The sequence below is a fragment of the Sphaerisporangium sp. NPDC004334 genome (assembly GCF_053602655.1).
The window spans coordinates 1-23,257 of sequence record NZ_JBSGDZ010000059.1; the positions used below are offsets into that span (position 1 = coordinate 1).

Below are 23,257 nucleotides of genomic sequence, written 5' to 3' on the forward strand. Positions count from 1 at the left end.
TTCTGCAGCTTGTAGACCTCGACCGCCTCGAACAGGTTGTTGGTCGAGTCGCTCATGATCTGGGTGTAGTTGGAGCCGAAGCTGCCCGGGAAGTTCCCGATGGGCATGCTCTGCCGGTAGATCTTGCCGTTGTCGCCGGCGAAGAACAGGTACATGTTCTGGCCGTCACCGATCAGCGTCTGGTCGATCGGCCCGGTACCCGAGCCGGAGATGCTCGCGGTGGACAGCGTCTGCGTTCCCGACCAGCCGTTGGCGTTGGTGGGGTCGCTGGAGGTGCGGTAGGAGAACGCCGTACCGCCCCACTGGTAGGCCAGCACCCAGATGTTCTTGGGCGCGAAGTAGAACAGCGTCGGCGCCACGGTGCCGGTGTTCATCTTGGTCTGGGTGGCCGAGCCCATGTCCGACCAGTTGGTGAACGTGCTGAAGTTCATCGAACCCCAGCTCGACCCGTTGTCGTGCGTGGTGGCGTAGACCAGGTGCTTGCCGTTGTAGACGACGTTGGTGAAGTCCTTGAGCGAGACCCAGCCCGACTTCGGCTGCGCCAGCGCCCCGGTCGACGTCCACCGGTAGGACGAGGGCAGGTTGCACGTGCCGGTGGGCGTCGGCGTCGGCGTGGGGGTGGCGGTGGGAGTCGGCGTGGGGTTGGTGCCGCCGCCGAGCTTGACGAGTTGCCACTGCTGGTTGGTGCCGTTCCAGTCGCTGTACTGGACGACGTTGCCGCCGTCGGCGGTGGAGGCGCCCTGGACTTCGACGGCCTTGTTGCTGTTGCGGTTGATCAGGCGGATGTAGCCGCTGTCGGAGTCGGCGAGGCGGAACTGCTGGTTGGTGCCGTTGCCGTCGGTCCACTGGACGATGTTGCCCCGTCGGCCGTGGACAGGTTGTAGACGTCCAGGACCTTGCCCGACAGGCGGGACTTCAGGCGGTAGTAGCCGCTGCCGGAGTCGACGAACTGCCACTGCTGGTTGTTGCCGTCATTGCGCGTCCACTGGGTGATCCGCGCCCCGTCGGCGGTCGAGGCGCCGTACACGTCCAGCGCCTTGCCGCTGTTGCGGTTGACCAGCACATACCAGGCGGTGGTGTCGACGCTCGCCGCGTTCGCGACCGTCGTCGGCCCCAGTGTCACCAGCAGGCCGGCGATGAGCGCGGCCACCATCGCCACGGCGGCCGCCACGCCCCGGCGTGCCCGGCTCGGACGCGGGCTGGGGAGTGCGGGTTCGGGTCTAGACGGGGGTGGGGTCCCGTTCTTGGTATCCAAGGGTCGCTCCTTTTCACGTGAGCGGACGCGCCCATCCCGGGGGGCGGGACGGGCGGCGCCGCGTGGGGGGTGACGGCGGACGGCCCGGGTACGGGCCGGCCCGGAGGGAGTTCGGGCCGGCCCGCGACTACGAGGTGACCGCCGCCGTGTCGTTCATCCGATGGGGACGAGCCGCCACTGCCGGTCGGCGCCGTTCCCGTCGGTGTGCCGGACGTCGCAGGTGGAGTCGAACGAGCCGTCGCTCGTCTGGTGCCTTTCAGCGCTCCTGAGGCTCATGGGGTGGTCAGGTCGAATCGCCGCACGGTCACCGAGCCGCCGAGTGCCTGGGTGGCGTAGTTGAACATCGCGAACCGGTAGCCCATGAAGAACTGCCAGGCGTTGTTCAGCGTGAACGCCGGGCCGAGGGTGGTGAAGTTGGTCCCGTCGGTGCTGTAGGAGAAGCGAGCCTGCCGCCCCGAACCCGGGCGGATGTCGGCGTTGACCCGCAGCCAGATCCTCCCGCCGGAGACCGCCGCGCTCGCGGCGTCGGTGCCGGTGCCGGTGGTGTTCCAGTTGCCGTCCATGCTCAGGCCGTTGGTCATGGACACCCGGGTCTGCCCGTTGTCGCGTCTGACCCCGATCCACGCCGAGGAGTCGCGGAGCATGGCCAGGCCCGCCCGGTCGCCGTTGCTCATCGTGGAGTAGTCCAGCTCGATCGTCGCTGTGGACGAGGGCCCCTGGATGCGGTGGGTCAGGGTGTTGCGCGCGTTGTACAGGTCGTTGGTCACGGTCGCGGTCTGCAGCCGCAGCCCGCTGCCCGAGGACCACTTGCTGTTGTCGGGGTTGTGGTTCCACTCCCACCGCGGGTCGAGCGCGCTCGTGGTGAAGGTGTCCGGGCCGATCATCGACTTGACGGTCTTGGTCGTGGAGATCGCCGGCTTGGGATAGGTGGCGCCCCAGCCACCGTTCACGGTCTGCACCGACGGCCACCCGTCGGAGCTCCACGAGATCGGCGCCAGCGCCGGTACCCGGCCTCCGGGGTAGGCGTCGACGAACGCCATGTAGTACCAGGCGCCGTTCTGGGTCTGCACCAGACCACCCTGGTGCGGCACCCCGCCGCCGGAGATCGGGCTCGGCATGTTCAGCAGCACCTGGCGCATCTCGTACGGCCCCCACGGGCTGGTCGAGCGCAGCACGTACTGGCCGTTGGCCGGGCGGGTCACCCAGATGTAGTAGTAGCCGCCCCGCTTGTAGAAGCGCGAGCCCTCCAGCGTGCCGACGCTCGACGGCGTGGTGAACACCTGCTGGTGGCGCACCTCGCTGAGGCCGTCGGAGGACAGTTGCGCGACGCTGAGGGTGCTGTTGCCGTAGGCGACGTACATGGTGTCGTTGTCGTCGACCAGCAGACCGGCGTCGTAGTAGCAGTTGTTGATGCGCGACCGCTTGGACCAGGTGCCGTCCACCGCCGAGGCCGTGTAGACGTAGGTGCGGTTGAACTCGGTGCAGCCGATCCAGTAGTAGGTGCTGTTGCTGGGCCGGTAGTTGAACGCTGAGGCCCAGATGCCCTTCACGTACGCCCGTCCGCCGTTCAGGTCGTAGGCGTTTGAGTCGAAGGCGAGGCTGGGCACCGAGTGACCCGCGTACTCCCAGTTCACCAGGTCGTAGGAGCGCAGGATCGGCGCTCCGGGCGAGTAGTGCATGGTCGAGGCCGAGTAGTAGTACGCGTCGCCGACCCGGATGATGTCACCGTCGGCGAAGTCCTGCCAGACCACGGGGTTGTTGTACTGGCCCGTCGGCCCGGTGGGCGTCGGCGTCGGCGTGGGGGTGGCGGTGGGAGTCGGCGTGGGGTTGGTGCCGCCGCCGAGCTTGACGAGTTGCCACTGCTGGTTGGTGCCGTTCCAGTCGCTGTACTGGACGACGTTGCCGCCGTCGGCGGTGGAGGCGCCCTGGACTTCGACGGCCTTGTTGCTGTTGCGGTTGATCAGGCGGATGTAGCCGCTGTCGGAGTCGGCGAGGCGGAACTGCTGGTTGGTGCCGTTGCCGTCGGTCCACTGGACGATGTTGGCCCCGTCGGCCGTGGACAGGTTGTAGACGTCCAGGACCTTGCCCGACAGGCGGGACTTCAGGCGGTAGTAGCCGCTGCCGGAGTCGACGAACTGCCACTGCTGGTTGTTGCCGTCATTGCGCGTCCACTGGGTGATCCGCGCCCCGTCGGCGGTCGAGGCGCCGTACACGTCCAGCGCCTTGCCGCTGTTGCGGTTGACCAGCACATACCAGGCGGTGGTGTCGACGGTCGCCGCCGACGCCGTCGTCGTGCCGATCGCGAGCATGGAGCCGGCCAGGATGGCCGTGGCGACAATGGCGAGCAGCGACCGCCAGCCGCGTCTCCAAGTGAAGGCTCGTCGGACCTCACCAGTGGTGGCCAATGCTTCCTCCTTCGATGTCGGACCGGGCGGCCGGCTGGGGGTGGGCCGCTCCGTCACGCAAGGCCATCGGTCGCGCACGATGGGTCCTCAAGGTGGTGCTCGTACTTCCGTCTCCGCCTGGCTGAATTCCTGTTAGCGCTAACATTAGGTCTCTCATCGTACGTATGCTGTTTAGAGAGAGAATTCTCGCAAATGTGGCCGGCGAGGGTTTCCCTGCGATGTGAGCGCTAACATTCGTATGGCTTCGATCGGGGATGTTTCCGTTGTTCGGTGCTATTCACTGCCCACCCGGTTGCAGCGGTTCTCCGGCCGCGCGCCTGTGCCGAACCTGCGTGGGACGAAAAACCAGTGGTTCCGGAGGTTTCGTTCTCGTGTCCAGTAAGTTACGTGACATAGTGAGCGATCGTTTTGGTGAAGTCAATGGCGCCCGAGATCGGCCGGGCCGTCCCGCGGGCCGGCCGGGCGCGAGGGAAACCCGCCCCCGCCGAAGGGCCTCCACCACCCCGCACGGTCGCAACAGGCGGCGACGTGCCGGCCCCGGGGCCGCCACTCGTCCCGGGGTGAACCACTGACAGACCGGGTGGCTCCACGACTCGCACGTGAACGCCGATGAAACTTACACGTCGCCGGCGCCACCTCTTCCGCGCTCGCCGGTGAGGGCGGGAGAGGTGGCACTCGCACGATGCTCACCCGGCACCGCCGGGTGAGCGCGTTGCCCGGGCTACACCCGGGCGCAGACGGTGCCGTTGAGTGCGAACTGGCTCGGCGCCGTGTTGGTGCCGTTGAAGCTCGCCTGGAAGCCGAAACTGGTGTTCCCGCCGGCGGGGATGGTGGCGTTGTAGCTCGCGTTGCGCGCCGTGACCTGCGTGCCGGACTGCGTGATGGCGGCGTTCCACGCGTTGGTGACCTGCTGGTTGCCGGGCCAAGTCCAGGTCACCGTCCAGCCGTTGACGGCGGAGGCGCCGCTGTTGGTGACGGTGACGTTGGCGGTGAACCCGTTGTTCCAGCCGTTGGTGGTGTAGGCGACCCGGCACGGAGCGTTGGTCGGGGTGACGCTGGGGGTCGGGGTGGGAGTCGGGGTCGGGGTGACCGTCGGGGTCGGCGTCGGCGTGGGAGTCGGGGTGACGGTCGGGGTCGGCGTGGGAGTCGGGGTGGGGGAGGGCGAGGTGCCGTTGAGGCCGAAGAACTGGATGGCGACGGCCGCCATGCCGCCCGCCGGGAGGCTGTGGCCCGCGCCCTGGATGGTGTACGCCTCGACCCGCACGCTGCCGGAGGAGTCGGCGTAGCGGCGCCGGCTCCACCCGGACTGCGGGGTGTCAGTGCTGGTCGGCGTCTGGCTCACGCCGTTGACGTTGGTCCACTGCTTGATCTCCTCCTCCAGCTCGGAGTAGGCGACGACGTTGTCGGCGGTGCCGTGCCACAACTGCATGCGCGGCCACGGTCCCCGGTAGCTCGGGTTGGCGTTGCGCGCCAGGTCGCCCCACTGCTGGGCGGTCTTGCCGACGCACGGCGCCGAGTTGCCGCCCGGCTGGTAGGCGGCCTCGTTGGGGAAGCAGGTGAACGGCACGCCCATGAACGCCGCGCCCGCCTTGAACACCTCGGGGTACAGGGCCAGCATGGCGTTGGTCATCATGGCGCCCGAGGAACTGCCGGTGGCGAACACCCGGTTCGGGTCGCCGTGGTACTGCTGCTCCACGTAGGTCACCATGGACATCAGCGACACCGGGTCGGTCTGCCCGCCGCGCACCTTCGAGGCCTCGGACCAGTTGTCGAAGCAGTTGGCCTTCTTCGACGCCGACGGGTAGATCACCACGAAGCCGTACCGGTCGGCGAGCGAGGCGAACTCGCTGGAGGAGTAGAACCCCGGCCCGGAGCCGCCGCACGGGTGCATGGCCAGCACGATGGCGGGGTTCGCCTGCGCGTTGTTCGGCACGTACAGGTGCATGCGCAGGTTGCCGGGGTTGGAGCCGAAGCCGGTCACCTCCGTCAGGGTGGCCGCGGCGGCCTGGTGGGGCAGCACCAGGGCGACGGCGGCGTAGAGCAGCACCGCGCAGGCCATGCTCAGTATCGCGCTCAATCGTGTCATCCGCTCTCCTAATGTCGGTGTGCGGGCTTGGTCCCTGCTCGACGGCTCGAACCGGCGGCGCCGGTCTCACGGAGACATCGGGCTCGGCGGGTGGAAAATAGACGCGGCCCGGATCGGCGGTCAAGATGACGACGCGAGAACGCACACCACCAGCACCCCGGAGCGATGCCTTGGCCCTGCTTATCAAGTGGCTTGTTATAAAGTGCCTTGATATAGGACACGAAACTTACATCCGATGGACACGCGGTATGGTCGTTCGGTGACCGCCCGCCGTATCCCCGGGGCGTCCCGGTCGGCCGCATCCGTCCCTCGCCTGAGCTATCTGGTGTTCCGTCTGGAACGCCGCATTCGAGCGGGCCTGGACGAGGCGCTGGCCCGGCACGGCGTCACCACGACGGAGTACATGGCGCTCAGCGAACTGCGCATGCGTGAAGGGCTGTCGTCGGCGGAGCTGGCCCGCATCGCCTTCGTCACGCCGCAGGCGATGAACCTCGTCATCCGCGACCTGGAACAGCGCGAGGTGATCCGCCGCGACCCGCACCCGGACGGCGGCCGGGTGCTGTGCGCCCGTCTCACCCGCAAGGGCCTGTCCCTGCTAAGACGCTGCGACCGCTCGCTCGACGCCATCGAGGCGACCATGCTGGCCGACGTCGACGACACGACCCTGAAGACGCTCACGGACGGTCTCATGCGGTGCTCACACGCGTTGCGTCCGGACGCGGGGGTGTGAGCCCGGCGCCCGGACACTCGGCGAGCGGTGAGGGGGGGCGGCCGTCAGTCGTCCTCGGCGCCGGCATCGGGGCGGGCCGCCTCCGGAGCGCCCTTGCGCCTGCCGAGCAGCAGCACCGCCAAGATGACCACCAGGGCGATCGGTGTGCCCCACACCCACGCGGACACGCCCTGCTCCGACGCCGCGGGGGCCCGGCCGCCCGTGGCCGGGGCGTTCGCCGTGGACGGTCCCGGGGTCGCGGCGGCCGGGGGCGGCGGGGCGGCGCCGGTCGCGGTGGATCGGACGGTGAAGGGGATCTCCCCCTCCACCGGGTGGCCGTCGGAGGAGACGATGCGCCAAGCGATGACGTAGGCGCCGGAGGGCAGCGGCCCTGCGACCTTCTCCACGACCTTGGGGCCGTCGGCGCGCGGAGCGCCGGACTCGTAGCGTCGTCCGGCCGCGTCGTGCAGGATCACGACGGGGAAGCTGACGTGCGCGCTGAACTCCAGCTCGATCTGGTCCAGGCCGTCGACGACGGCGTTCTTGGCCGGGGAACTGCTCTTGAGGCTGTCGTGCGCCAGGGCCGGCGCGGCCGGCAGGACCAGCAGCACGACGGAGGCACAGAGCAGCAGCGTTCGGGTGATGAGGGATCGCACGGGGACTCCCGGGTGAGGAAACGGGGCGTGGGGTCACGCGCCGGCGCGGTACGGGAGCGTGCCCCCGTCCCCGCCGGCGCGTGACCCCGCTGCGGCCGGCGGCGCCGTCAGGCGCGTGAGCGGCGCCGTGCGGCCACGGCGAGGCCGGCGCCGAGCAGGCCGATGACGATGCCGAGGATGGCGAGCACCCGGGCGGTGCCGTCCGGCCCGGCGGCCGGGGCGGAGGCGGCCGCCCCGGCGGGCGTCACCGAGGGCCCGGCCGGGGCGGCGGCCGACGGCGAGGAGCTCGCGGAGTGGCCGTCACCGGCCTGCTCGGCGGCGGCCACCAGCTTGAGCGCCGGCACGGGGTGCTCGGCCTCCGAGCCGTCCGCCTTCGGCATGTCCCCCCAGGTGACGACCTCGCCGCCGGAGTAGGTCTGGACGGTCGGGAACAGCAGCTCATCGACGTCCTTGGGCAGCGGGCCGACCGACACCTCGAACTCCTGGAACTGACCCGGCTCGATCTTCCCCCCGGTCCAAGTGATCTTCAGGACGGACTCGGTGACCTTGTCGCCGTCGTCGGAGACCACCGGCTGGGGCAACTTGCCCCGGGTGAGCTCGGCGTCCCAGCCGGGAACCGGGCGGACCGAGACGAACGGGAGCGGATGGTCGGTGGGGAACCGCACCTCCAGCTTGGTGGTCGACTCCTTGTCCCGCTCGTTGGGCACCCGGAAGGCGAGCTTGGTCCAGCCGCCCTTCTCGGCGGTGCCGGGGTTGATCGTGACGTGCGCCAGCGCGGGCAGCGCCAGGCCGACGGTGAGGGCGAGCGCGCCGGCGGCGACGGCGACCGCCCGCCGGTAGATGGCCGTGGAAGGCATGGGGATTCTCCGTTGTCTCGGTGAACGCGCAAGGGGTCTGGAGATGCGCGAAGGGACGCGCCGCGGCGGATGCCGGCGCGCTGAGGACTCACAGGACGGGGAGAACCGGGGGACCTCGCCGCACGACCGCGTGCCGCAGGACGCGCTCGCGCGGGGAACACAGGACGGCCGGGGGCCGGCGGAGGCGCACGGCGGGCGCCCCGGGCGGCGCCTCGCGCCGCAGCAGAAGCAGCAGCGCCGCCAGGCGGCGCACCGCGAAGGCGCCGAGGGCGCGCAGCAGCGACCACAGCGCCGTCTCACCACGCGACAGCCACCATCCGGTGACCAGCGCCGCGGTCGCGTGGGCGACGATCATGCCCACGCCGACGCCCAGGCCGGGTTCATGCGGCAGGGCGTCCAGGTGGTGGGGGTGGAGCGGGACGGGCGCGGCGTCGGCCGGGCCGAGCGCCTGGTGCAGGAACGCCTGGGCGGCCAGCAGCAACCCGGTCACGGCCGCCGGCGAGCGTTCCCGGCCGGCCAGCGCCGCGGTGACCGCCATGACGACCAGCCCGCCCGGCAGCAACGCCCGCGGCTCGGGGGCCGAACCACCCGCGAACCAGTGCGCCACCGAGGCAAGCGTCAGGCACACGACGGCGAAGGCCGCCGCCCGCGCGAGTCTCAACGGCACGTTGGCGTGCATGACGCCATGCATCGTCCCACAGTCGCGGTCACCGCACATGTCGCAGATTGCCGTGACTCGCGTCCTATGACGTCAGGCGGCGAACAGCAGCAGCAGGCCGGTCACCGTGTAGGCCACCATCAGGACCAGGAGCGGGACCTGCCCCTTGACGGCGGCGCGGCGCGGGAACAGGGTCAGCGCGCGGTCGTGGGCGAGCACGGTGCCCATGACGTGGCCGAGGACGATCACCGTGACCTGGAGCATGGCGATCGCCGCAGGGCTCGTGCCGGCCGCGCTGACCTTCCACCCGGCCGTGCCGAGCCAGTCCGCCCCGGTGACCAGCGGGTCGGAGAGCAGCGAGATGGTCCGCTGACCTTCCAGCAGCAGCAGCGTGAAGTAATGGGCGACCAGGTAACCGACGGCGATCGGCACGATGGAGTGGGCCAGTTCGCCCGCCGTGGTCCCGGGCGCCGCACCGCCCCAGCGCCCTGCCAGCGCGGTGGCCCCCAGGTAGGCCGCCAGCACCAGGCCGATGACGACGACCAGGCCGGCAGTGCCCGGCACCGGCGCGGGCAGCGGGCTCTCTTGCACGAACCGCACCCAGAACGGCGCGTTGGAGAGGCTGTCGTACATGGTGGACCCGAGCAACAGCACCACCAGGGTCGTCAGGCCCGGCGCCGGCCCCAGCCCGGCCATCCCGTGCAGCGGGTTGCGCCAGGTGAGCGTGCCGTCGGGATTCCGGCCGACGGGGGCCAGGCAGCCGATGAGGCCGCTGTAGGCCTCGAACGCGTCGCCCTTGTCGAACCAGCCGGAACCGAAGACCGTCGCGCCCGCGAGCATGGCGACGCAGTACACGGCCAGCCAGGCGCCGATGACCGGCAAGGTGGCCCGCTCGGGGGCGACCAGCTCCAGCCAGGTGAAGGCGAGCAGGCCGGCGGCGGCGGGCCAGTACCCGAGCCGGTCCGGAAGCGGCCGCACGCCGCGGCGCGGGTCGCGCCCGAGCGCGGAGCACGCCAGCAGATGCAGCGTCCGCAAGGGATTCAGCGTCCGCCATATCGGGCCGAACAGCAGAGACAGCGGGATGAGGCCCACCCAGAACAGGACGTAGAACACCCCCGCCGTCGGGTTGGCCGAGCGGTCGGGGCCGAACAGCAGGCCCAGGCAGAAGTACGCCGCCGCGAGAAGCCCGGCCACCCGCCAGGACCACCGCCAGGCCGGCAGGCTCACCAGGCTCCGCATGCCCGCGGACACCGGACGGGCGTACCGGAGCGCACCGGCGAGCCGCGGCTCGGTCCACAGCGCGCCGAGCGCGGTGAAGGACACCAGCAACGCCAGGACGGCGCCGGCCATCGCGGCCGGGAAGGGGATCGGCAGGTCCTGACGGCCTCCGATGCCGTGGGCCAGCGGGAACACCCAGAACTCCTAACGCACCAGAAGCTGGAAGAGCTGCAGCTCCTGCCCGTGGGTCTCCACCTCGAACAGGCCGCTCTGGTCGGCCACGAACTCGATCGTCGCCGGGCTGCCCGGCTGGAGGTCGGCCGCCTTGTCGTAGCCGTGCACGTGGGCCTGGTCGGCGACGTCGCTGGTGACGGTGATCCGCACCGTCTGGCCCTTGGCCACGTCGATCCGCGACGGAGGGGGGGTCACGGTCCGCTTGCTGATGGCCACCGCGATCTGCTTGACGGTCGTCGGGGCGGGGGTGCCGCCCCGCGCCCCGCCGCATGCCGTGAGGACCAGCAGCGCCGCCACGAGCAGGGCGGCGACGGGAAGGGGACGGATGCGGGCAGGGAGAGGTCTCACGTCGTACTCCTGGTGCGAAAGGGCGTCATCCGGGTCAGCGGCGCCGGGCACGTGGCGCGGCGGCGGAACGGCCGGGACCGGCACGTTTCCCCGGACCGGCGGGACGGCGCGGACCGGCCCCTTTACCCGCACCGGCGGGCTTGCCCGGCGCCGACCGGCCGTCCGGCCGGGGCCGCGCGGCCCGCGCCACCATGACGGCCACTCCCACGACGAGCAGGGCGGGCAGCAGCCACACCAGCACGTCCACGCCGCTGGACGCCGGCGACTCCGCTCCGGCGCCCGGCCCCGACGCCGGCGACTCCGCCGCGGCGCCCGGGGTGGTCGCGGCGGCCGGCCCCTGCGACGAGGGGCCCTTGTCACAGCCGGTCTCGGGCATGGTCCTCGGCGTGCAGCCGTCCGAGGGTGCGGCGGCCGACGGCGTGCCGGCCGGCGTCTGGCCTGGCCTCGGGCCGACGGCCGTGTCCTGCACGCCTGCGGCGGCCAGCAGGGCGGCGCTGGGCGTGTCGACGGGGGGCTCCCAGCCCTTGGGCGGCGTGGTGCGCCTGCCCGCGTAGGTGAAGCGGAGCTCCCCCCGCACCTGGTCTCCGTCCGAGGCGACGGTCCAGTAGTGCGCGATGTAGACGCCCTTGCCCGGCCAGTGCGCCACAGGGATGCGCACCTGGTACCCGTCGTAGTACAGGTGCGGCTCCCAGGAACCGTTGACCAGGAAGAACTCTCTGATCGGCTCGTCGAGGCGCCGCGGCTCGCCGTGCGACCAGTGCCGGTCGACCCGTGCGCCGTCCGGGGCGGTGACGGTGAAGTACGCGTACGACAGCGGCTTCTCGGTGAAGTACAGCGAGACCGCGTCCAGCGGCTCGGTGACCGTGGCGTCCTTGGCCGGCACCGACAGGGCGAGCTGCCCATGGGCCTCGGCCGGCGACGCCGGGACGACGAGCGCGAGGAATGCGACGACGGTCAGCAGCAGTACCCGCAGGGAGAGACCCTGGCCATGTCCAAGCGCGGACGAGCGCAACGAGACCCTTTCCGGAACACGGGCGCCGACCACGTCGATGACGATCGATGAGTACCCGTCGAGGGCGCGGGTGCCGCCCGATTCCGCCCAACGGATATTGCGCCCACATTGTGGCCATGAACCGAAGGGAGCGTCAACCCTCCCGCCCGGCTCCGGCGCACCGGTCCCGGCCTCGTGTTCATCGCGGCGGGCACGGCGCGCCAGGGACATGCCGCCGACGCTAGTGCTCCCGGTTCGCCGTCCAGGGCCGGAGCTTGTCGGGGTTGCGCACCGCCCAGATGTGCTGGATCCGGTCACCCGCGACGTCGAATGCCGCCACCGTCACGGTGACGCCGTCCCGCTGGGCGACCAGGCCGGGCCGGCCGTTGACCGTACGCTCCAGGATCGTCAGTTCGGGGATCACGCCGGCGATCTCCAGGAACAGGCGCGCGATGCGCTCGCCGCCTTCGACCGGGCGCGGCACGGCGCTGACCACGCCGCCGCCGTCGGCGGTCACCGTGGCGCCGGGGTCGAGGAGCCTGACCAGGGCTTCGATGTCCTTGGCCTCCCAGGCCCGCTTGAAGTCCCTGACGATGCCGGCCTGCCTGGCCGCCGGAGTCGCGGCGGCCTGGGTCCCGCGGATGCGACGGCGGGCCGAGGAGGCCAACTGGCGGCACGCCGCGGGCGTACGGCCGACGATCTCCCCCACTTCGGCGAAGGAGTAGCGGAAGACGTCGTGCAGGATGAACGCGACGCGCTCGGCCGGCGTCATCGACTCCAGCACGACCAGGAACGCCATGTTGACCGACTCGTCGAGGGTGACCCGGTCGGCCGGGTCCGCCGTGGTGCCGCCCGGCCGACCGGCGATCCACTCCTTGGGGTCGGGCAGCGGCTCGGGGATCCATTCGCCCACATAGCTCTCCCGCCGGGCCCGTGCCGAGCCGAGCACGTCCAGGCAGATGCGACCGGCGACCTTCGTCAGCCAGGCGCCGGGCGACTCGATGGCCTCCTGCCGCTGCCGGGACATGGCGTACCAGCGCGCGTAGGTCTCCTGGACGACGTCCTCGGCCTCGGCCAGGGAGCCGAGGAGCCGATAGGCGAGATTGATGAGCCGGCGCCGCTCGCCCATGATCGCGGCCAGGCCCGGATCGGCCCGGTCGTCCTGCGGCCCTGATCGGGTGGTCATGGCGTCGCCGTCCTTTCCTTCGTCGCATCCGCGTCCGCGCCCACACCGGACCGACGAGGTGACCCCCCGGAATGTGAGGCCGACGCCTCGTCCTGTACCGGCTCTCCCGCCGGACCGCGTCCCTGACATCCTGAAGCGGCCCGGTGGCGGTGCGAGATGGAGGGGCCGGCATGCCGCAATGGTTGCAAGCAGGGTTGTGGGGGCTCGTCGCGGGAGGCGCGCTGGTCGCCGGGGCGGGAGTCGCCTGGCTGGTGCGGGTGCCGGCCAGGCTGATCGCCGCGATCATGGCTTTCGGCGCCGGGGTGCTGATCTCCGCGCTGTCGTTCGACCTGGTCGACGAGGCGGAGCGTTCCGGTGGCCTGGGCGCGGCCGCGACGGGTTTCCTGGCCGGGGCGGTCCTGTACGTCGCGGCCAACGCGTGGCTGGCCCGCCACGGCGCCCGGCACCGCAAACGTTCCGGGCACCAGCAGGTCGACGAAGGTCAGGCGCAGGGAAGCGGGGCGGCCATCGCGATCGGGGCCCTGCTCGACGGCGTGCCCGAATCGGTGGTGCTCGGCCTGTCACTGCTGAACGGCGGCGGCGTCGGGGTCGCCGTCCTGGCGGCGGTGTTCATCTCCAACGTGCCCGAAGGGCTGTCCAGCGCCTCCGGCATGAAGAACGCCGGCCGCGACGCGCGCTATGTCTTCGGAGTCTGGGGCGGCATCGCGCTGGCCAGCGGCATCGCCGCCTCGGTCGGCAACCTCACCCTGCGGAGCGCCTCCCCGGCCGCCATCGCGATCATCACCGCCGTCGCCGCCGGAGCCATCCTCGCGATGATCGCCGACACCATGATCCCCGAGGCGTTCGAACGCGCACACGTCCTCACCGGGCTCATCACGACGATCGGCTTCCTCACCGCCTTCACCATCGAACGCCTCGGCCACTAGCGCGGGCCCCCGGCGATCGCCACCCGCCACCGTGCCGCCCGGCTCACGGCGCCTTGACGGCTCAGGCCCTCTTCCGGGCTCTGACGGCCAGGACGATCGGGGTGGGGGAGGTGCCGCTCTCGGCGAACCGTTCGAGCGTCAGGCCGGCGTCGAGGAAGGTGTTGAGCAGTTCGGGCAGTGGCCAGTGCGCGGCTCCGACCTTGACACGGAGGCCGTGGTCGTTCCAGGACTCCTTGGTCCAGTGGCTGTCGAGGTAGCCGGGGCTGATCACCACCGCACGCGGATCGCGGCGGTCGGCGAAGGCTCCGCAGTAGCACGGGTGGATGCCGATGTGCACGAACACTCCGCCCGGACGCAGCACCCGGACCACCTCGCGCAGCACCGCCGGGTAGCCGGGCATGTCGCTGTGCGCCATCACCGCGATGGCGGCCGGGACCGAGCCGTCACGCAACGGCAGCCGCTCGGCGTCGGCCCGCGCGATCGCGAGCCGGCCACGGGCGTAGTGCAGCATCCGGCCGGACAGGTCGACGCCGACCGGTGTCCAGCCCAGTTCGCGTACGCGGGCGGCGTGGACGCCGGTGCCGCAGCCGACCTCCAGGCAGACCCCCTCCCCCTCGCCCAGAAGGTCGTCGAGCACCCCGCCCAGGCCCAGGGGATTGCCGTCCCCCGCCGGGGCCTGCTGCGCGCCGAGGAACTCGCGTTCGTACCAGTCGGCGATCTCGTCGTACGCCGGCGTCACCGCCATCCGCCCGCCCATCCTTTCGCCCCGCGGCCGGGCTCCGGCCACGGCGAGGACCTCGTCCAAGGGCGGCCATGGGTCGCCCACGGCCGCCTTCTCATTCAAGGGCCCGGCGCACCCGGACGCGATGCTTTCCGCGCCCGGCGAACCGTCCCCGGCCGCCGCTCCGCCCGTCCGGCGTTTCCCCGCGGCGATCTCGGCCGGCGCCGTGCGGGGCGGCCTTCGGGCGTTGTCACAGGTAGACGGGGGAGATGGAGGCCTGGTCGTCCTGGAGGAAGGTGAGGTCGCAGACCAGGGCGATGACGCCGTCGACGGTCTCGGCCGACGCGGCGAGGCGGGCGGCCTGGGAGCGCAGGAGCGTCCGGCCGGTCAGCGTGACGACTCCCGCCTCGACGGCCACGTCCAGTCCTTCGCCGGTGATCTCGCAGGCCTCGATCAGCCGCCGGACCTCGCGCTCGATGTCGGCCGACGGGCGGGTGTAAACCTTGATCAGGTCCTTCTGGTGGACGGTCCCCGCGACGCGGCCGGTCAGCACGTTGATCACCGGCAGCTGCTTGATGTGCGCGGCGTGCATCAGCCGGGCCGCCTCGCGGATCGAGGTGTCCTCGGTCACCGTTATGGCCGGGCTCGTCATGAGCTCCTGGGCCGTGGTGCCGGCGGCCTTGCGGTTCTCGCCGCGCCGTCTGCGGCTCTCGAACAGAGCGTCGGGGGCAGAACGCGGCCGGATCTCCTTCAGCAGCACGTCGTCGGTCGTGACGACTCCGACGGGATGCCGGTCGGGGTCGACCACCGTGACGGCGCCGACGTCGAACCGCCGCATCGTGGCGACTAGTTCGGCGAACGACGCGTCCAGCGGCACGGTGATGGCCACCTTTCCCATCACGTCCTTGACTTTCACCGTCATGACGAGCCTCCTTCTCTCCCTCCTCACGATGCCCGAAGGCGATAGCGCCGGGCAGCGGTGAAAGTCCCTTGCTTCAGGGACTTTCGCTCGGTCGAGCAGGCCGGACGTCTCCGGGAGTGGCGCCCTACCGTCACAGGCTCACCGGAGTTACTGTCCAAGACATGATTCGGGTGTTCCTGGTCGACGACCACGAGGTGGTGCGCCGCGGCGTCGCGGCGCTGCTGGATGCCGAGGATGACATAGAGATCGTCGGCGAGGCCGGCACGGCCGAGTCGGCGGTGGCGCGCATCCCGGCGCTCAAGCCCGATGTGGCGGTGCTCGATGTGCGCCTTCCCGACGGCAGCGGGGTCGACGTCTGCAGGGAGGTGCGCTCCAGGGTGCCCGAACTGGCCTGTCTGATGCTCACCTCCTACGCCGATGAGGAGGCGCTGTTCAACGCGGTCATGGCCGGCGCCGCGGGCTACGTCCTCAAGCAGATCCACGGCTCCGACCTGGTGGGGGCGGTGCGCACGGTGGCGGCGGGCCAGTCTCTGCTCGATCCGCGGACCACCGCCACCATGTTGCAGCGGCTGCGCGAGCAGGCCGGCCGCAAGGACCCGCTGGCCGCCCTCACCGATCAGGAGCGGCACATCCTGGAGCTGATCGGCGAGGGGATGACCAACCGCCAGATCGGCGAACGGATGTACCTGGCGGAGAAGACCGTCAAGAACTACGTGTCCAACCTGCTGAGCAAGCTCAACATGCAGCGCCGTACCCAGGTGGCGGCCCTCGCGGCCCGGCTCAAGACCGACCAACGCGACAGCGACGGCCACACCGGAGGCTGATGCCGGTCCCGGCGCGACACCGCCGGCACATCGCGTCCAACTGGTAGAAATCGAACGGCTGGGAACCGTCCTCGCGTGCGTGGGGAGCACGAACACGACTCCGGCGGCTCGGACCTGAAGACGAGACCATCTCCGTTTCGATGACGGCTGCATTCGGGATTCGGGCCAGAGCCCGAACGGCACAGGCTACTTGCCCGCGATCCGGGACGATCTCTCGCGCCAGCACAGCGGCTATAACCGCGAGTGCGCGACACCGCGGCCGGCGCCCCAGAGACGGTCGCCGACATGATGATGAACCTTCGTGGCGCCACCTTGAGTCCGTCGAAGAGATGCGGGAAAGCTTCCTTTGATCCACCCCCTTTGAGGGTGGATATCAGGAATGATGGACGTGACCTCATCGCTCCATGAGGTCCTACGGGGACAAGTATTCCCGGCGTGTCCTGACCTGCGGATTCGCGCAGGATGACGAGGAGTGGGATTGAGCACGGCATCAAGGTCGGCAAGTCGATTAAGCCAGATGATCGGCGACTTAGCGGAACGAACCGGCAAGTCTACACAAGAGGCTCAGGCGGCAAAACTCGGCATATCAGACACAGCCCTATCCAAATACCTTCAGGGTGACCAGGTTCCAAGGGAGGCAACCTTCCTCAAAATGCTCGTAAATGCCAACATCCACCCACAAGACCACCTAAAATATCTTGAAGTGCTCAAGAGCGCCAAGAGCTCTCCAATAGCGGATATTGTCGACGGAAACCGGCATACCTCCCAAAAGGCTCCGGACGAGGAGCCTCATCGCTCTGCCGAGCGGCCACCCCGAAGCGCTGAACGGCAACTGCCTTCTGCCCCCATATGGGTGGGAGTCGGGATCGTGATCATTTCACTGTTGGTCTATGCGGCCGCGTCGTGGCCGTCCTCGTCATCCTCAAGAGCGGATGCCGCACCGAACGTGAGCTCCAGCTCCGTCACCCCCCTGCAGTGCAGCTTGGTGATTGCGCCGTCATCGCCGGTATACGCCGATATCGACGATCCCCGGCCGGTCAAGTTCAAGAGCTCTGGTGACCGGGTGCGCCTCGTTTCGGTCCCTTCGCGCACCGAAGCCGATGGAGTCCTGTATCAGGCGGTCGCCTTGCCGGACCCTCGTGACAGCTCCACTGGCATTGGCTGGATGCCGAAAGCAGACCTGAGACCCGATCCCGAGCACTGCGCGAGGCCGGGAAGACGGCCCTGACCATCGAACCACGCTGGTTCAGATCGGGAACCGCCTGGTCGGAGGACTTCGGGAATTCCCGATTCCTGAGATGTCTGCCTGCCTGGACGTGGCCTCCGGCAGAGTCTCCCGTCGTCGACGCACACGCTCCTAACTAAGAGAGGAAGGCTCTTGACGTACAGATTCGTGGCAATTCACCGGACTCTGGTGACCGCTTGCGTTCTTGCAGTGGCCTGCCTGGGGACGGTGAGGACCGCTCACGCGAGTGGGCCCGAACTTTCGGCCACCGCCAACGATGTCGGAAAGCGCTGGACGATATGTGCCCGTGACGTGACCGTCCGCAACGCCCCCGGCGGGAAGGTGATAGGCACGTTGTACGGCGCGGAAGTCGGGCGGCCACCCCAGTCCTTCACGATATCCGGCATCACGCCTGGTGGAGAATGGGTAAGCGGCCATGCATGGGGGCACGTGAATAGGGACGGTTATCTCCAGAACGGCTGGTTCTGCCGAGACAATGCTCCGGCCACGCCGCCACAGATTTCTTCCGGACCTACGCCCCCGGCGTCTTCCACTGTGCCCGGGCCGCAGGCGGAGACCGCGGCCTTGGACGAGCAGGCCATAGCCCGCAAGTACGCGCCCTTCGTCTACCTCGCACCGGATGAGAAGTTCACTCCCGTGAACGCCGACTCGTTCGTCGGCCGATCATCACTGTCATGGGCGCGCGACGGCTCCTGCAAAGACGACGAGGTGGCAAGCATCCGCCGCGTGGACACGGCGCGCTTGGGCGCGGGCGGCTACCGTCATCAGATTTCCAATGCACTCTGCATACGCCACGGCGTCCAGCACCCCAGCAACAAGCTGAACCGACCTCAGCAGGACGGCAAGGACGGCATCCCCAAAAACGAAGGCTTCTTCCTCAACCTGCCGAATGACCTCCGATCGGGGCAAGGAACCAGCGCTCCGGTCTACTACGAGTACGCGCCTCACCAGTACATCACCTACTGGTTCTTCTACGCCTTCAACGACGCTCCCACGGAACTTTTCGACCACGAAGGCGATTGGGAACGTATCAGTGTTCAACTCGACGGCGCGAACCGTGCCCAAAGTGTCGCCTACTACCAGCACAAGGGTTACTGCACCCGTTCATGGCGGGATGCAGGGAAACACGAGGGGCATCCGCTGGCCTACAGTGCGCGTGGCACACACGCGACCTACGCCTGGGCCGGCGGTTACGGTATCGCCCACGACCTGGCCGCCGACTACACCGGCCGTGGGCTCGGCTGGGCGACGTACGCCCGCATCGAAAAGGCGCGCGGCCACGGATGGTTCGGCTTCGGCGGAGCTTGGGGCGAAGTAGGGGAGGGACCGGACACAACAGGACCTCTCGGACCTGGCGCCCCCACAAAGGATCCCGCGCCCCAGGATTGGAACAGGCCCTGCACAAGGGGGTGAAGGCCACCACCACCGGCCCCTTGAAGCCGGCGTCGCTCCGCCAAGAGTCCGGACGCGCCGGGCCGGCGCGAGGGCTGTATGCGAGACGACTCAGTGCCCTGCGTCGGCGGTAACCGGCCCATTATGTGGCCGCCCATGGGCGGCCACTGGGCGCATGCGTCGGCGCCCGCTCCTCATGGGGGGAGCGGGCGCCCGCGTGGGCATGGAGGGCTACTTGAGGACGGGGTGGCGCCGCACGATCGCGGTGCCGCTCCACCACCGGCCGATGCCGAGGGTGTCGCCGGCGCCTGCCAGGGCGAGGCCGGCCAGCACGATGGCGTAGATGATGTGCTCGTCCATGAACGGGTTGGTGGTGAGGGGCAGTTCGGCCGCCCACATGAACACCAGCAGGAGGCCGCCGGCGGCCGCGGCGATCCTCATGCCCGCGCCCAGGATCAGGGCCGCGCCGATGCCGGCCAGTCCGGCCATGAACAGCCAGTCGACCCAGGCCTGACCGGCGAGGCCGCTGAAGAATCCGCCGAGGGCGTGCTCGGTGGTGCCCTTGAGGAAGCCGGTGGTCGGGCTGCCGCCGTTGATCCACGCTCGGGCGGAGGGGGTGGCGAAGCCCCAGCCGAACAGCTTGTCCAGGAAGGCCCACAGGAAGACCCAGCCGATCGCGATGCGGGCGAGGGCGAAGACGTAGTCGGCCGGACGGGTCTCGTCGTGCGGCAGGCCGGCGTTCACCGCGGGGGTGCGGGGCGCGGCGTCACCTTCGTGGCGCCCTTGGGTGAGTGACATGGCTGGCCCTTTCATCGCGGGGGGTGACGTGGTGTTCGCACTAATCACACCTTTTCCAGGTCTTTGCCAGCAGTGCCATACGGATCGCGTCGACCGGCCGGTCGGCCCGGCGCCTGCGGGACCTTCGGCCCGCTGGACCTGCGGGACATGCGCCACCGCGTCGATCCGCACCACCGCCGCGGCCACCCGCAAATGATCATCAGGTTCGGGTACGGCCCGAACGTGCCTCGCGCTCCGCGCCGCCCGCCCGTCGAACTGCGCACCGGTCGAGGCCTAAGACCCTGACCGTGAGGACTTCCGGCTCGTCGATGTGGTGGACGAGATCGGTTACGACGAGGAGTACAGCCCCAAGTGGTCCGGCTCGTAGCGGTCAGGAGAAGTGACGACCGCCGAGCGGACGGAAAGGACAGAAGATGTTCGGAAAGATCGCGGTGGGCACCGATGGTTCACCCTCGGCGATGGCGGCGCTCGACTGGGCCGCGGACGACGCCGCCCGTAAGGGCGTTCCGCTGCACATCGTCTCGGTGGTGGAGAACTGGCCCTACGGCATCGCGAGGTACCCGGCTCCGCCCGACGTCGGCGACAGCCTGGTCCGCGGCGCCGCGCGCGTGCTCGGCGAGGCCGAGACCCGCGCCCGGCGGCGCCGGCCGGAGATAGAGGTCACGATCGCGGTCGTCGAGGGCGTCCCCGCCACGGTCCTGTGCGAGCAGGCGAAGGACGCCGCGGAGCTGGTGGTCGGCAGCAGAGGGCTCGGCGGCTTCGCCGGAGCCGTCGTCGGCTCGGTCAGCGCGCACGTCGCCGGCCACGCCCACGGTCCCGTGGTGGTCGTGCGCCCGGACGCCGAGGCCCGTGACGCCGGCGAGGTCGTGGTCGGCGTCGACGACTCCCCGGAATGCGGCCCCGCCCTGGTCTACGCCTTCGAGCAGGCCTCGCTGCGCGGCGCCGCCCTGCGTGCCGTGCACGCCTGGCACCTGCCCGTGCACGCCTACGCCCCCGAGATCGCCTACGACATGGACGAGATCCGCCGGGCTCAGCACCAGGTCGTCTCCGACAAGCTGGCCGAGCTGAGCGGCGGGTATCCCGGCGTCACGGTGATCGAGGACGTGCCGTGCGCGCACCCCGTCGACGCGCTCGCCCAGGCCTCCGAGAAGGCCGATCTGGTCGTCGTCGGCTCCCACGGCCGCAGCGGCGTGGGCGCGCTCCTGCTCGGCTCGGTGAGCCGTGCGCTTCTGCACCACGCCTGCTGCCCCGTGGCCGTCGTCCGTCCATGAGTGAAGTCCCCGCGCCGCGGCGCCTCCTCCAGGGGTCCGGAGGAGGCGCCGTGTCGTCGTGCCCGGCTCCTCACGCGGGCGGCCCGAGCGCCGCGCGGCCGGCCTCCAGCCGTGCCACGGGGACCCGGTAGGGCGAGCAGGAGACGTAGTCCAGTCCGGCCCGGTGAAAGAACCGCACGGACGCCGGGTCGCCGCCGTGCCCACCGCAGACGCCGATCCGCAGATCGGGCCGGGCGTCCCGGCCTTCCTTGACGGCCATCTCGACCAGCCGGCCGATGCCGCGGCCGTCGATGGTCTCGAAGGGGGACTCCTCGAAGACGCCGAGGCGCACGTACGCGGGGAAGATCGACGCCTCCACGTCGTCGCGTGAGAAGCCCCAGGTCATCTGGGTCAGGTCGTTGGTGCCGAAGGAGAAGAACTCGGCCTGCCGGGCGATGTCCCCGGCGGTCAGCGCGGCGCGCGGCACCTCGATCATGGTCCCGATCGGGATGGCGGACACGCCGTCGATTTCGGCCAGGACCCGCTCGGCCTCGGCGCGCACCATCGCCAGTTCCCGCACGCGTCCAGGTCGATGACGCCCTCGTCGACCAGTTGCGCGGCGATGGTGAAGGCGGCGGCGGCCGTGCGCTTGCCGACGCGGGTCTGCAGGAGCCAGAGCTTGCCGTCCTCGATGGTGAACTCGATGTCGCACAGGTCGCGGTAGCGCCGCTCCAGCACCGCCATCGCGGCCGTCAGCTCGTCGAAGCAGCGCCGGTCCAGCGCGGCCAGTTCCTGGAGCGGGAGGGTGTCGCGGATGCCGGCCACGACGTCCTCGCCCTGGGCGTTCGGCAGGTAGTCGCCGTAGACGCCGCGGGCGCCGGTCGCCGGGTCGCGGGTGAAGGCCACACCGGTGCCCGAGTCCGGTCCGCGGTTGCCGTAGACCATGGCCATGATGGTCACGGCGGTGCCGAGGTCGTCGGGGATGTGCTCGGCGCGGCGGTAGATCCGCGCGCGCTCGGTGTTCCACGACCGGAACACCGCCAGGATTACAACGCGTTCATCCCCTCGCTGACCCTGGGCTGCGGCAGCTACGGCCGCAACTCGGTCTCCCACAACGTCTCCGCCGTCGACCTGCTGAACATCAAGCGGATCGGACGCCGTACCAACAACCTCCAGTGGTTCAAGGTGCCTGCGAAGATCTTCTTCGAGCCGCACGCGATCCGCTACCTGACGGACATGCCCGGCGTGCCCCGGGTGACGATCGTCACCGACGCGACCATGACCCGGCTCGGCTACGTCGACCGGATCCTCACCGTGCTGGGCCGCCGCGCCGAGCGGGTGGCACTCCAGATCATCGACGACGTCGAGCCGGAGCCGAGCGTCGCCACCGTGGACCGCGGCGCCGAGCTGATGCGCGCGTTCCGCCCCGACACGATCATCGCCCTCGGCGGGGGATCGGCGATGGACGCGGCCAAGGTGATGTGGCTGCGCTACGAGCACCCCGAGGTCGTGTTCGCCGACATGCGGCAGAAGTTCTTCGACATCCGCAAGCGGGCCTTCAGGTTCCCGGCGCTGGGCGGCCTCGCGCGGCTGGTCTGCGTGCCGACGACCTCCGGCACCGGGGCCGAGGTCACGCCGTTCGCCGTGATCACCGACACCGCCACGGGCAAGAAGTACCCGCTGGCCGACTACTCCCTCACTCCGAGCGTCGCCATCGTCGACCCGGTCCTGGCCGCCGATCTGCCGCCGACCGTCACCGCCGACAGCGGCTTCGACGCCCTGACCCACGCCATCGAGGCGTACGTGTCGGTCTACGCCAGCGACTTCACCGACGGCCTGGCCCTGCACGCCATCAAGCTGATCATGGGCAACCTGGAGAGCGCCGTGCGGCACGGGTCCGGCGACCCGGTCGCGCGCGAGCGGATGCACAACGCCGGGTCCATCGCCGGCATGGCCTTCGGCAACGCCTTCCTCGGCATCGTCCACGCCATGTCCCACACGCTGGGCGCGAGCTTCCACATCGCCCATGGCCGGACCAACGCGGTGCTGCTGCCGCACGTGATCCGCTACAACGGCACGATCCCGGCCAAGCCGACCGGCTGGCCGAAGTACGAGCACTACCGCGCCCCCGAGCGCTTCCAGGAGATCGCGCACGCGCTGGACCTGCCCGCCGCGACCCCGGAGCAGGGCGTCGAGTCCCTGGCCGCCGCGATCGAACGGCTCCGCGACGCCGCCGGCATCGAGCCGTCCTTCCAGGCCCTGGGCATCGACGAGGAGGAGTTCATCGCCGCGCTCCCCCAGCAGGCGCGCAACGCCTACGAGGACCAGTGCGCCCCCGCCAATCCCCGGATGCCGATGCTCGACGACATGCGATCCCTCATGCGCACGGCCCACCACGGCACGCCCCGGGAGCGCTGAGCGAAGAAGGGATCTCCGACGGCGGATCGACGGACCGGCGGCGCCACGGCCGTGCCGGAGCCGCCGGTCCCGACGGCCGGCCGCGGCGGCAGTTCGGAAGAGCACACTTCAGAACTCAAGTCACCGCCAATGTAAAATACTAATCAGAAAAAGTCTT

General features: G+C 70.2%; 21 protein-coding genes and 2 pseudogenes. 7 read left to right on the forward strand and 16 right to left on the reverse strand.

The annotated features are described in order from the left end of the window. The 5 genes and pseudogenes from ACWEN6_RS40000 to ACWEN6_RS40020 form a co-directional block, all read right to left on the reverse strand. Positions 1-956 (reverse strand): non-reducing end alpha-L-arabinofuranosidase family hydrolase (locus ACWEN6_RS40000; RefSeq protein ID WP_452577349.1); only part of this gene is annotated, 956 nt, incomplete at its 3' end. Next, a pseudogene (locus ACWEN6_RS40005) lies at positions 914-1,153 on the reverse strand (RICIN domain-containing protein); the annotation flags it as partial. The gene ACWEN6_RS40000 and the pseudogene ACWEN6_RS40005, both read right to left, overlap by 43 nt. Positions 1,154-1,408: 255 nt before the next feature. Continuing rightward, on the reverse strand, positions 1,409-1,531 hold the full coding sequence (locus tag ACWEN6_RS40010; RefSeq protein WP_452577351.1) for a hypothetical protein: 123 nt from the start codon (positions 1,529-1,531) through the stop codon (positions 1,409-1,411). Further along, complete coding sequence (locus ACWEN6_RS40015; protein ID WP_452577353.1) at positions 1,528-3,660, reverse strand: family 43 glycosylhydrolase; 2,133 nt, start codon at positions 3,658-3,660, stop codon at positions 1,528-1,530. Before ACWEN6_RS40015 ends, ACWEN6_RS40010 begins: the two co-directional genes overlap by 4 nt. 721 nt (positions 3,661-4,381) lie before the next feature. After that, the gene (locus ACWEN6_RS40020; RefSeq protein WP_452577355.1) at positions 4,382-5,746 is read right to left on the reverse strand and encodes an extracellular catalytic domain type 1 short-chain-length polyhydroxyalkanoate depolymerase; all 1,365 of its coding nucleotides are present in this window, start codon (positions 5,744-5,746) and stop codon (positions 4,382-4,384) included. A 259-nt stretch (positions 5,747-6,005) separates the two neighbouring features. Between ACWEN6_RS40020 and ACWEN6_RS40025 the strand changes: the two genes are divergently transcribed. After that, positions 6,006-6,476: a MarR family winged helix-turn-helix transcriptional regulator gene (locus ACWEN6_RS40025; protein WP_354842932.1), complete on the forward strand. Its 471-nt coding sequence runs from the start codon at positions 6,006-6,008 to the stop codon at positions 6,474-6,476. Between the two features lie 44 nt (positions 6,477-6,520). Here the strand turns inward: ACWEN6_RS40025 and ACWEN6_RS40030 are convergent, their stop codons facing one another. From ACWEN6_RS40030 to sigJ, 7 genes are all read right to left on the reverse strand, one after another. After that, the gene (locus ACWEN6_RS40030; protein ID WP_452577357.1) at positions 6,521-7,111 is read right to left on the reverse strand and encodes a copper resistance CopC family protein; all 591 of its coding nucleotides are present in this window, start codon (positions 7,109-7,111) and stop codon (positions 6,521-6,523) included. A 107-nt stretch (positions 7,112-7,218) separates the two neighbouring features. After that, positions 7,219-7,968 (reverse strand): YcnI family copper-binding membrane protein, encoded by a 750-nt coding sequence (locus ACWEN6_RS40035; RefSeq protein ID WP_452577358.1) that lies wholly within the window; start codon positions 7,966-7,968, stop codon positions 7,219-7,221. An 88-nt stretch (positions 7,969-8,056) separates the two neighbouring features. Further along, positions 8,057-8,659 carry an MFS transporter gene (locus tag ACWEN6_RS40040; protein ID WP_452577360.1) on the reverse strand — a complete coding sequence of 201 codons (603 nt, stop codon included), beginning with the start codon at positions 8,657-8,659 and terminating at the stop codon, positions 8,057-8,059. A gap of 60 nt (positions 8,660-8,719) precedes the next feature. Beyond that, positions 8,720-10,039: a hypothetical protein gene (locus ACWEN6_RS40045; RefSeq protein ID WP_452577362.1), complete on the reverse strand. Its 1,320-nt coding sequence runs from the start codon at positions 10,037-10,039 to the stop codon at positions 8,720-8,722. A gap of 9 nt (positions 10,040-10,048) precedes the next feature. Then, positions 10,049-10,426, reverse strand: coding sequence for a hypothetical protein (locus ACWEN6_RS40050; RefSeq protein ID WP_452577363.1), 378 nt, complete (start codon positions 10,424-10,426; stop codon positions 10,049-10,051). A 34-nt stretch (positions 10,427-10,460) separates the two neighbouring features. Continuing rightward, a complete protein-coding gene (locus ACWEN6_RS40055) occupies positions 10,461-11,471 on the reverse strand; it encodes a copper resistance protein CopC (RefSeq protein WP_452577364.1) in 1,011 nt (336 codons plus the stop codon). 187 nt (positions 11,472-11,658) lie between these two features. Next, complete coding sequence (gene sigJ, locus ACWEN6_RS40060; protein ID WP_452577366.1) at positions 11,659-12,603, reverse strand: RNA polymerase sigma factor SigJ; 945 nt, start codon at positions 12,601-12,603, stop codon at positions 11,659-11,661. Between the two features lie 170 nt (positions 12,604-12,773). Here sigJ and ACWEN6_RS40065 point away from each other — a divergent pair, with 170 nt between their 5' ends. Beyond that, the gene (locus tag ACWEN6_RS40065) at positions 12,774-13,529 is read left to right on the forward strand and encodes a ZIP family metal transporter (protein ID WP_452577368.1); all 756 of its coding nucleotides are present in this window, start codon (positions 12,774-12,776) and stop codon (positions 13,527-13,529) included. A 61-nt stretch (positions 13,530-13,590) separates the two neighbouring features. Here ACWEN6_RS40065 and ACWEN6_RS40070 read toward each other — a convergent pair whose 3' ends face one another. Beyond that, complete coding sequence (locus ACWEN6_RS40070) at positions 13,591-14,274, reverse strand: class I SAM-dependent methyltransferase (RefSeq protein ID WP_452577369.1); 684 nt, start codon at positions 14,272-14,274, stop codon at positions 13,591-13,593. A 226-nt stretch (positions 14,275-14,500) separates the two neighbouring features. After that, the gene (locus ACWEN6_RS40075; RefSeq protein ID WP_452577371.1) at positions 14,501-15,172 is read right to left on the reverse strand and encodes a CBS domain-containing protein; all 672 of its coding nucleotides are present in this window, start codon (positions 15,170-15,172) and stop codon (positions 14,501-14,503) included. 161 nt (positions 15,173-15,333) lie between these two features. On the opposite strand from ACWEN6_RS40075, the gene ACWEN6_RS40080 reads away from it, so the two are divergent. The 3 genes from ACWEN6_RS40080 to ACWEN6_RS40090 all read left to right on the forward strand — a co-directional run bounded on the left by ACWEN6_RS40080 (position 15,334) and on the right by ACWEN6_RS40090 (position 18,655). After that, positions 15,334-15,996, forward strand: a complete 663-nt coding sequence (locus ACWEN6_RS40080; protein ID WP_452577373.1) for a response regulator — start codon at positions 15,334-15,336, stop codon at positions 15,994-15,996. 517 nt (positions 15,997-16,513) lie between these two features. Further along, positions 16,514-17,224, forward strand: coding sequence for a helix-turn-helix domain-containing protein (locus ACWEN6_RS40085; protein WP_452577375.1), 711 nt, complete (start codon positions 16,514-16,516; stop codon positions 17,222-17,224). A gap of 582 nt (positions 17,225-17,806) precedes the next feature. Continuing rightward, positions 17,807-18,655 (forward strand): hypothetical protein, encoded by an 849-nt coding sequence (locus tag ACWEN6_RS40090; protein WP_452577377.1) that lies wholly within the window; start codon positions 17,807-17,809, stop codon positions 18,653-18,655. A 210-nt stretch (positions 18,656-18,865) separates the two neighbouring features. Here the strand turns inward: ACWEN6_RS40090 and ACWEN6_RS40095 are convergent, their stop codons facing one another. Continuing rightward, positions 18,866-19,432 carry a hypothetical protein gene (locus ACWEN6_RS40095; RefSeq protein WP_452577379.1) on the reverse strand — a complete coding sequence of 189 codons (567 nt, stop codon included), beginning with the start codon at positions 19,430-19,432 and terminating at the stop codon, positions 18,866-18,868. 413 nt (positions 19,433-19,845) lie between these two features. Between ACWEN6_RS40095 and ACWEN6_RS40100 the strand changes: the two genes are divergently transcribed. Continuing rightward, on the forward strand, positions 19,846-20,703 hold the full coding sequence (locus tag ACWEN6_RS40100; protein ID WP_452577381.1) for a universal stress protein: 858 nt from the start codon (positions 19,846-19,848) through the stop codon (positions 20,701-20,703). Positions 20,704-20,773: 70 nt separating this feature from the next. Here ACWEN6_RS40100 and ACWEN6_RS40105 read toward each other — a convergent pair. Beyond that, positions 20,774-21,735: pseudogene (locus ACWEN6_RS40105) on the reverse strand (putative PEP-binding protein); the annotation flags it as partial. A 132-nt stretch (positions 21,736-21,867) separates the two neighbouring features. Between ACWEN6_RS40105 and ACWEN6_RS40110 the strand changes: the two are divergent. Then, positions 21,868-23,100 (forward strand): iron-containing alcohol dehydrogenase, encoded by a 1,233-nt coding sequence (locus ACWEN6_RS40110; protein ID WP_452577383.1) that lies wholly within the window; start codon positions 21,868-21,870, stop codon positions 23,098-23,100. Positions 23,101-23,257 lie beyond the last annotated feature (157 nt).

Excerpts from the sequence above, each read along its gene's own strand:
- ACWEN6_RS40035 (WP_452577358.1), bottom strand. The coding sequence starts at position 7,968 with ATGCCTTCCACGGCCATCTACCGGCGGGCGGTCGCCGTCGCCGCCGGC.
- ACWEN6_RS40100 (WP_452577381.1), top strand. The coding sequence starts at position 19,846 with ATGTTCGGAAAGATCGCGGTGGGCACCGATGGTTCACCCTCGGCGATG.
- ACWEN6_RS40080 (WP_452577373.1), top strand. The coding sequence starts at position 15,334 with ATGATTCGGGTGTTCCTGGTCGACGACCACGAGGTGGTGCGCCGCGGC.
- ACWEN6_RS40095 (WP_452577379.1), bottom strand. The coding sequence starts at position 19,432 with ATGTCACTCACCCAAGGGCGCCACGAAGGTGACGCCGCGCCCCGCACC.
- ACWEN6_RS40070 (WP_452577369.1), bottom strand. The coding sequence starts at position 14,274 with ATGGCGGTGACGCCGGCGTACGACGAGATCGCCGACTGGTACGAACGC.
- ACWEN6_RS40085 (WP_452577375.1), top strand. The coding sequence starts at position 16,514 with ATGATCGGCGACTTAGCGGAACGAACCGGCAAGTCTACACAAGAGGCT.
- ACWEN6_RS40010 (WP_452577351.1), bottom strand. The coding sequence starts at position 1,531 with ATGAGCCTCAGGAGCGCTGAAAGGCACCAGACGAGCGACGGCTCGTTC.
- sigJ (WP_452577366.1), bottom strand. The coding sequence starts at position 12,603 with ATGACCACCCGATCAGGGCCGCAGGACGACCGGGCCGATCCGGGCCTG.
- ACWEN6_RS40040 (WP_452577360.1), bottom strand. The coding sequence starts at position 8,659 with ATGCATGGCGTCATGCACGCCAACGTGCCGTTGAGACTCGCGCGGGCG.
- ACWEN6_RS40020 (WP_452577355.1), bottom strand. The coding sequence starts at position 5,746 with ATGACACGATTGAGCGCGATACTGAGCATGGCCTGCGCGGTGCTGCTC.
- ACWEN6_RS40065 (WP_452577368.1), top strand. The coding sequence starts at position 12,774 with ATGCCGCAATGGTTGCAAGCAGGGTTGTGGGGGCTCGTCGCGGGAGGC.
- ACWEN6_RS40075 (WP_452577371.1), bottom strand. The coding sequence starts at position 15,172 with ATGACGGTGAAAGTCAAGGACGTGATGGGAAAGGTGGCCATCACCGTG.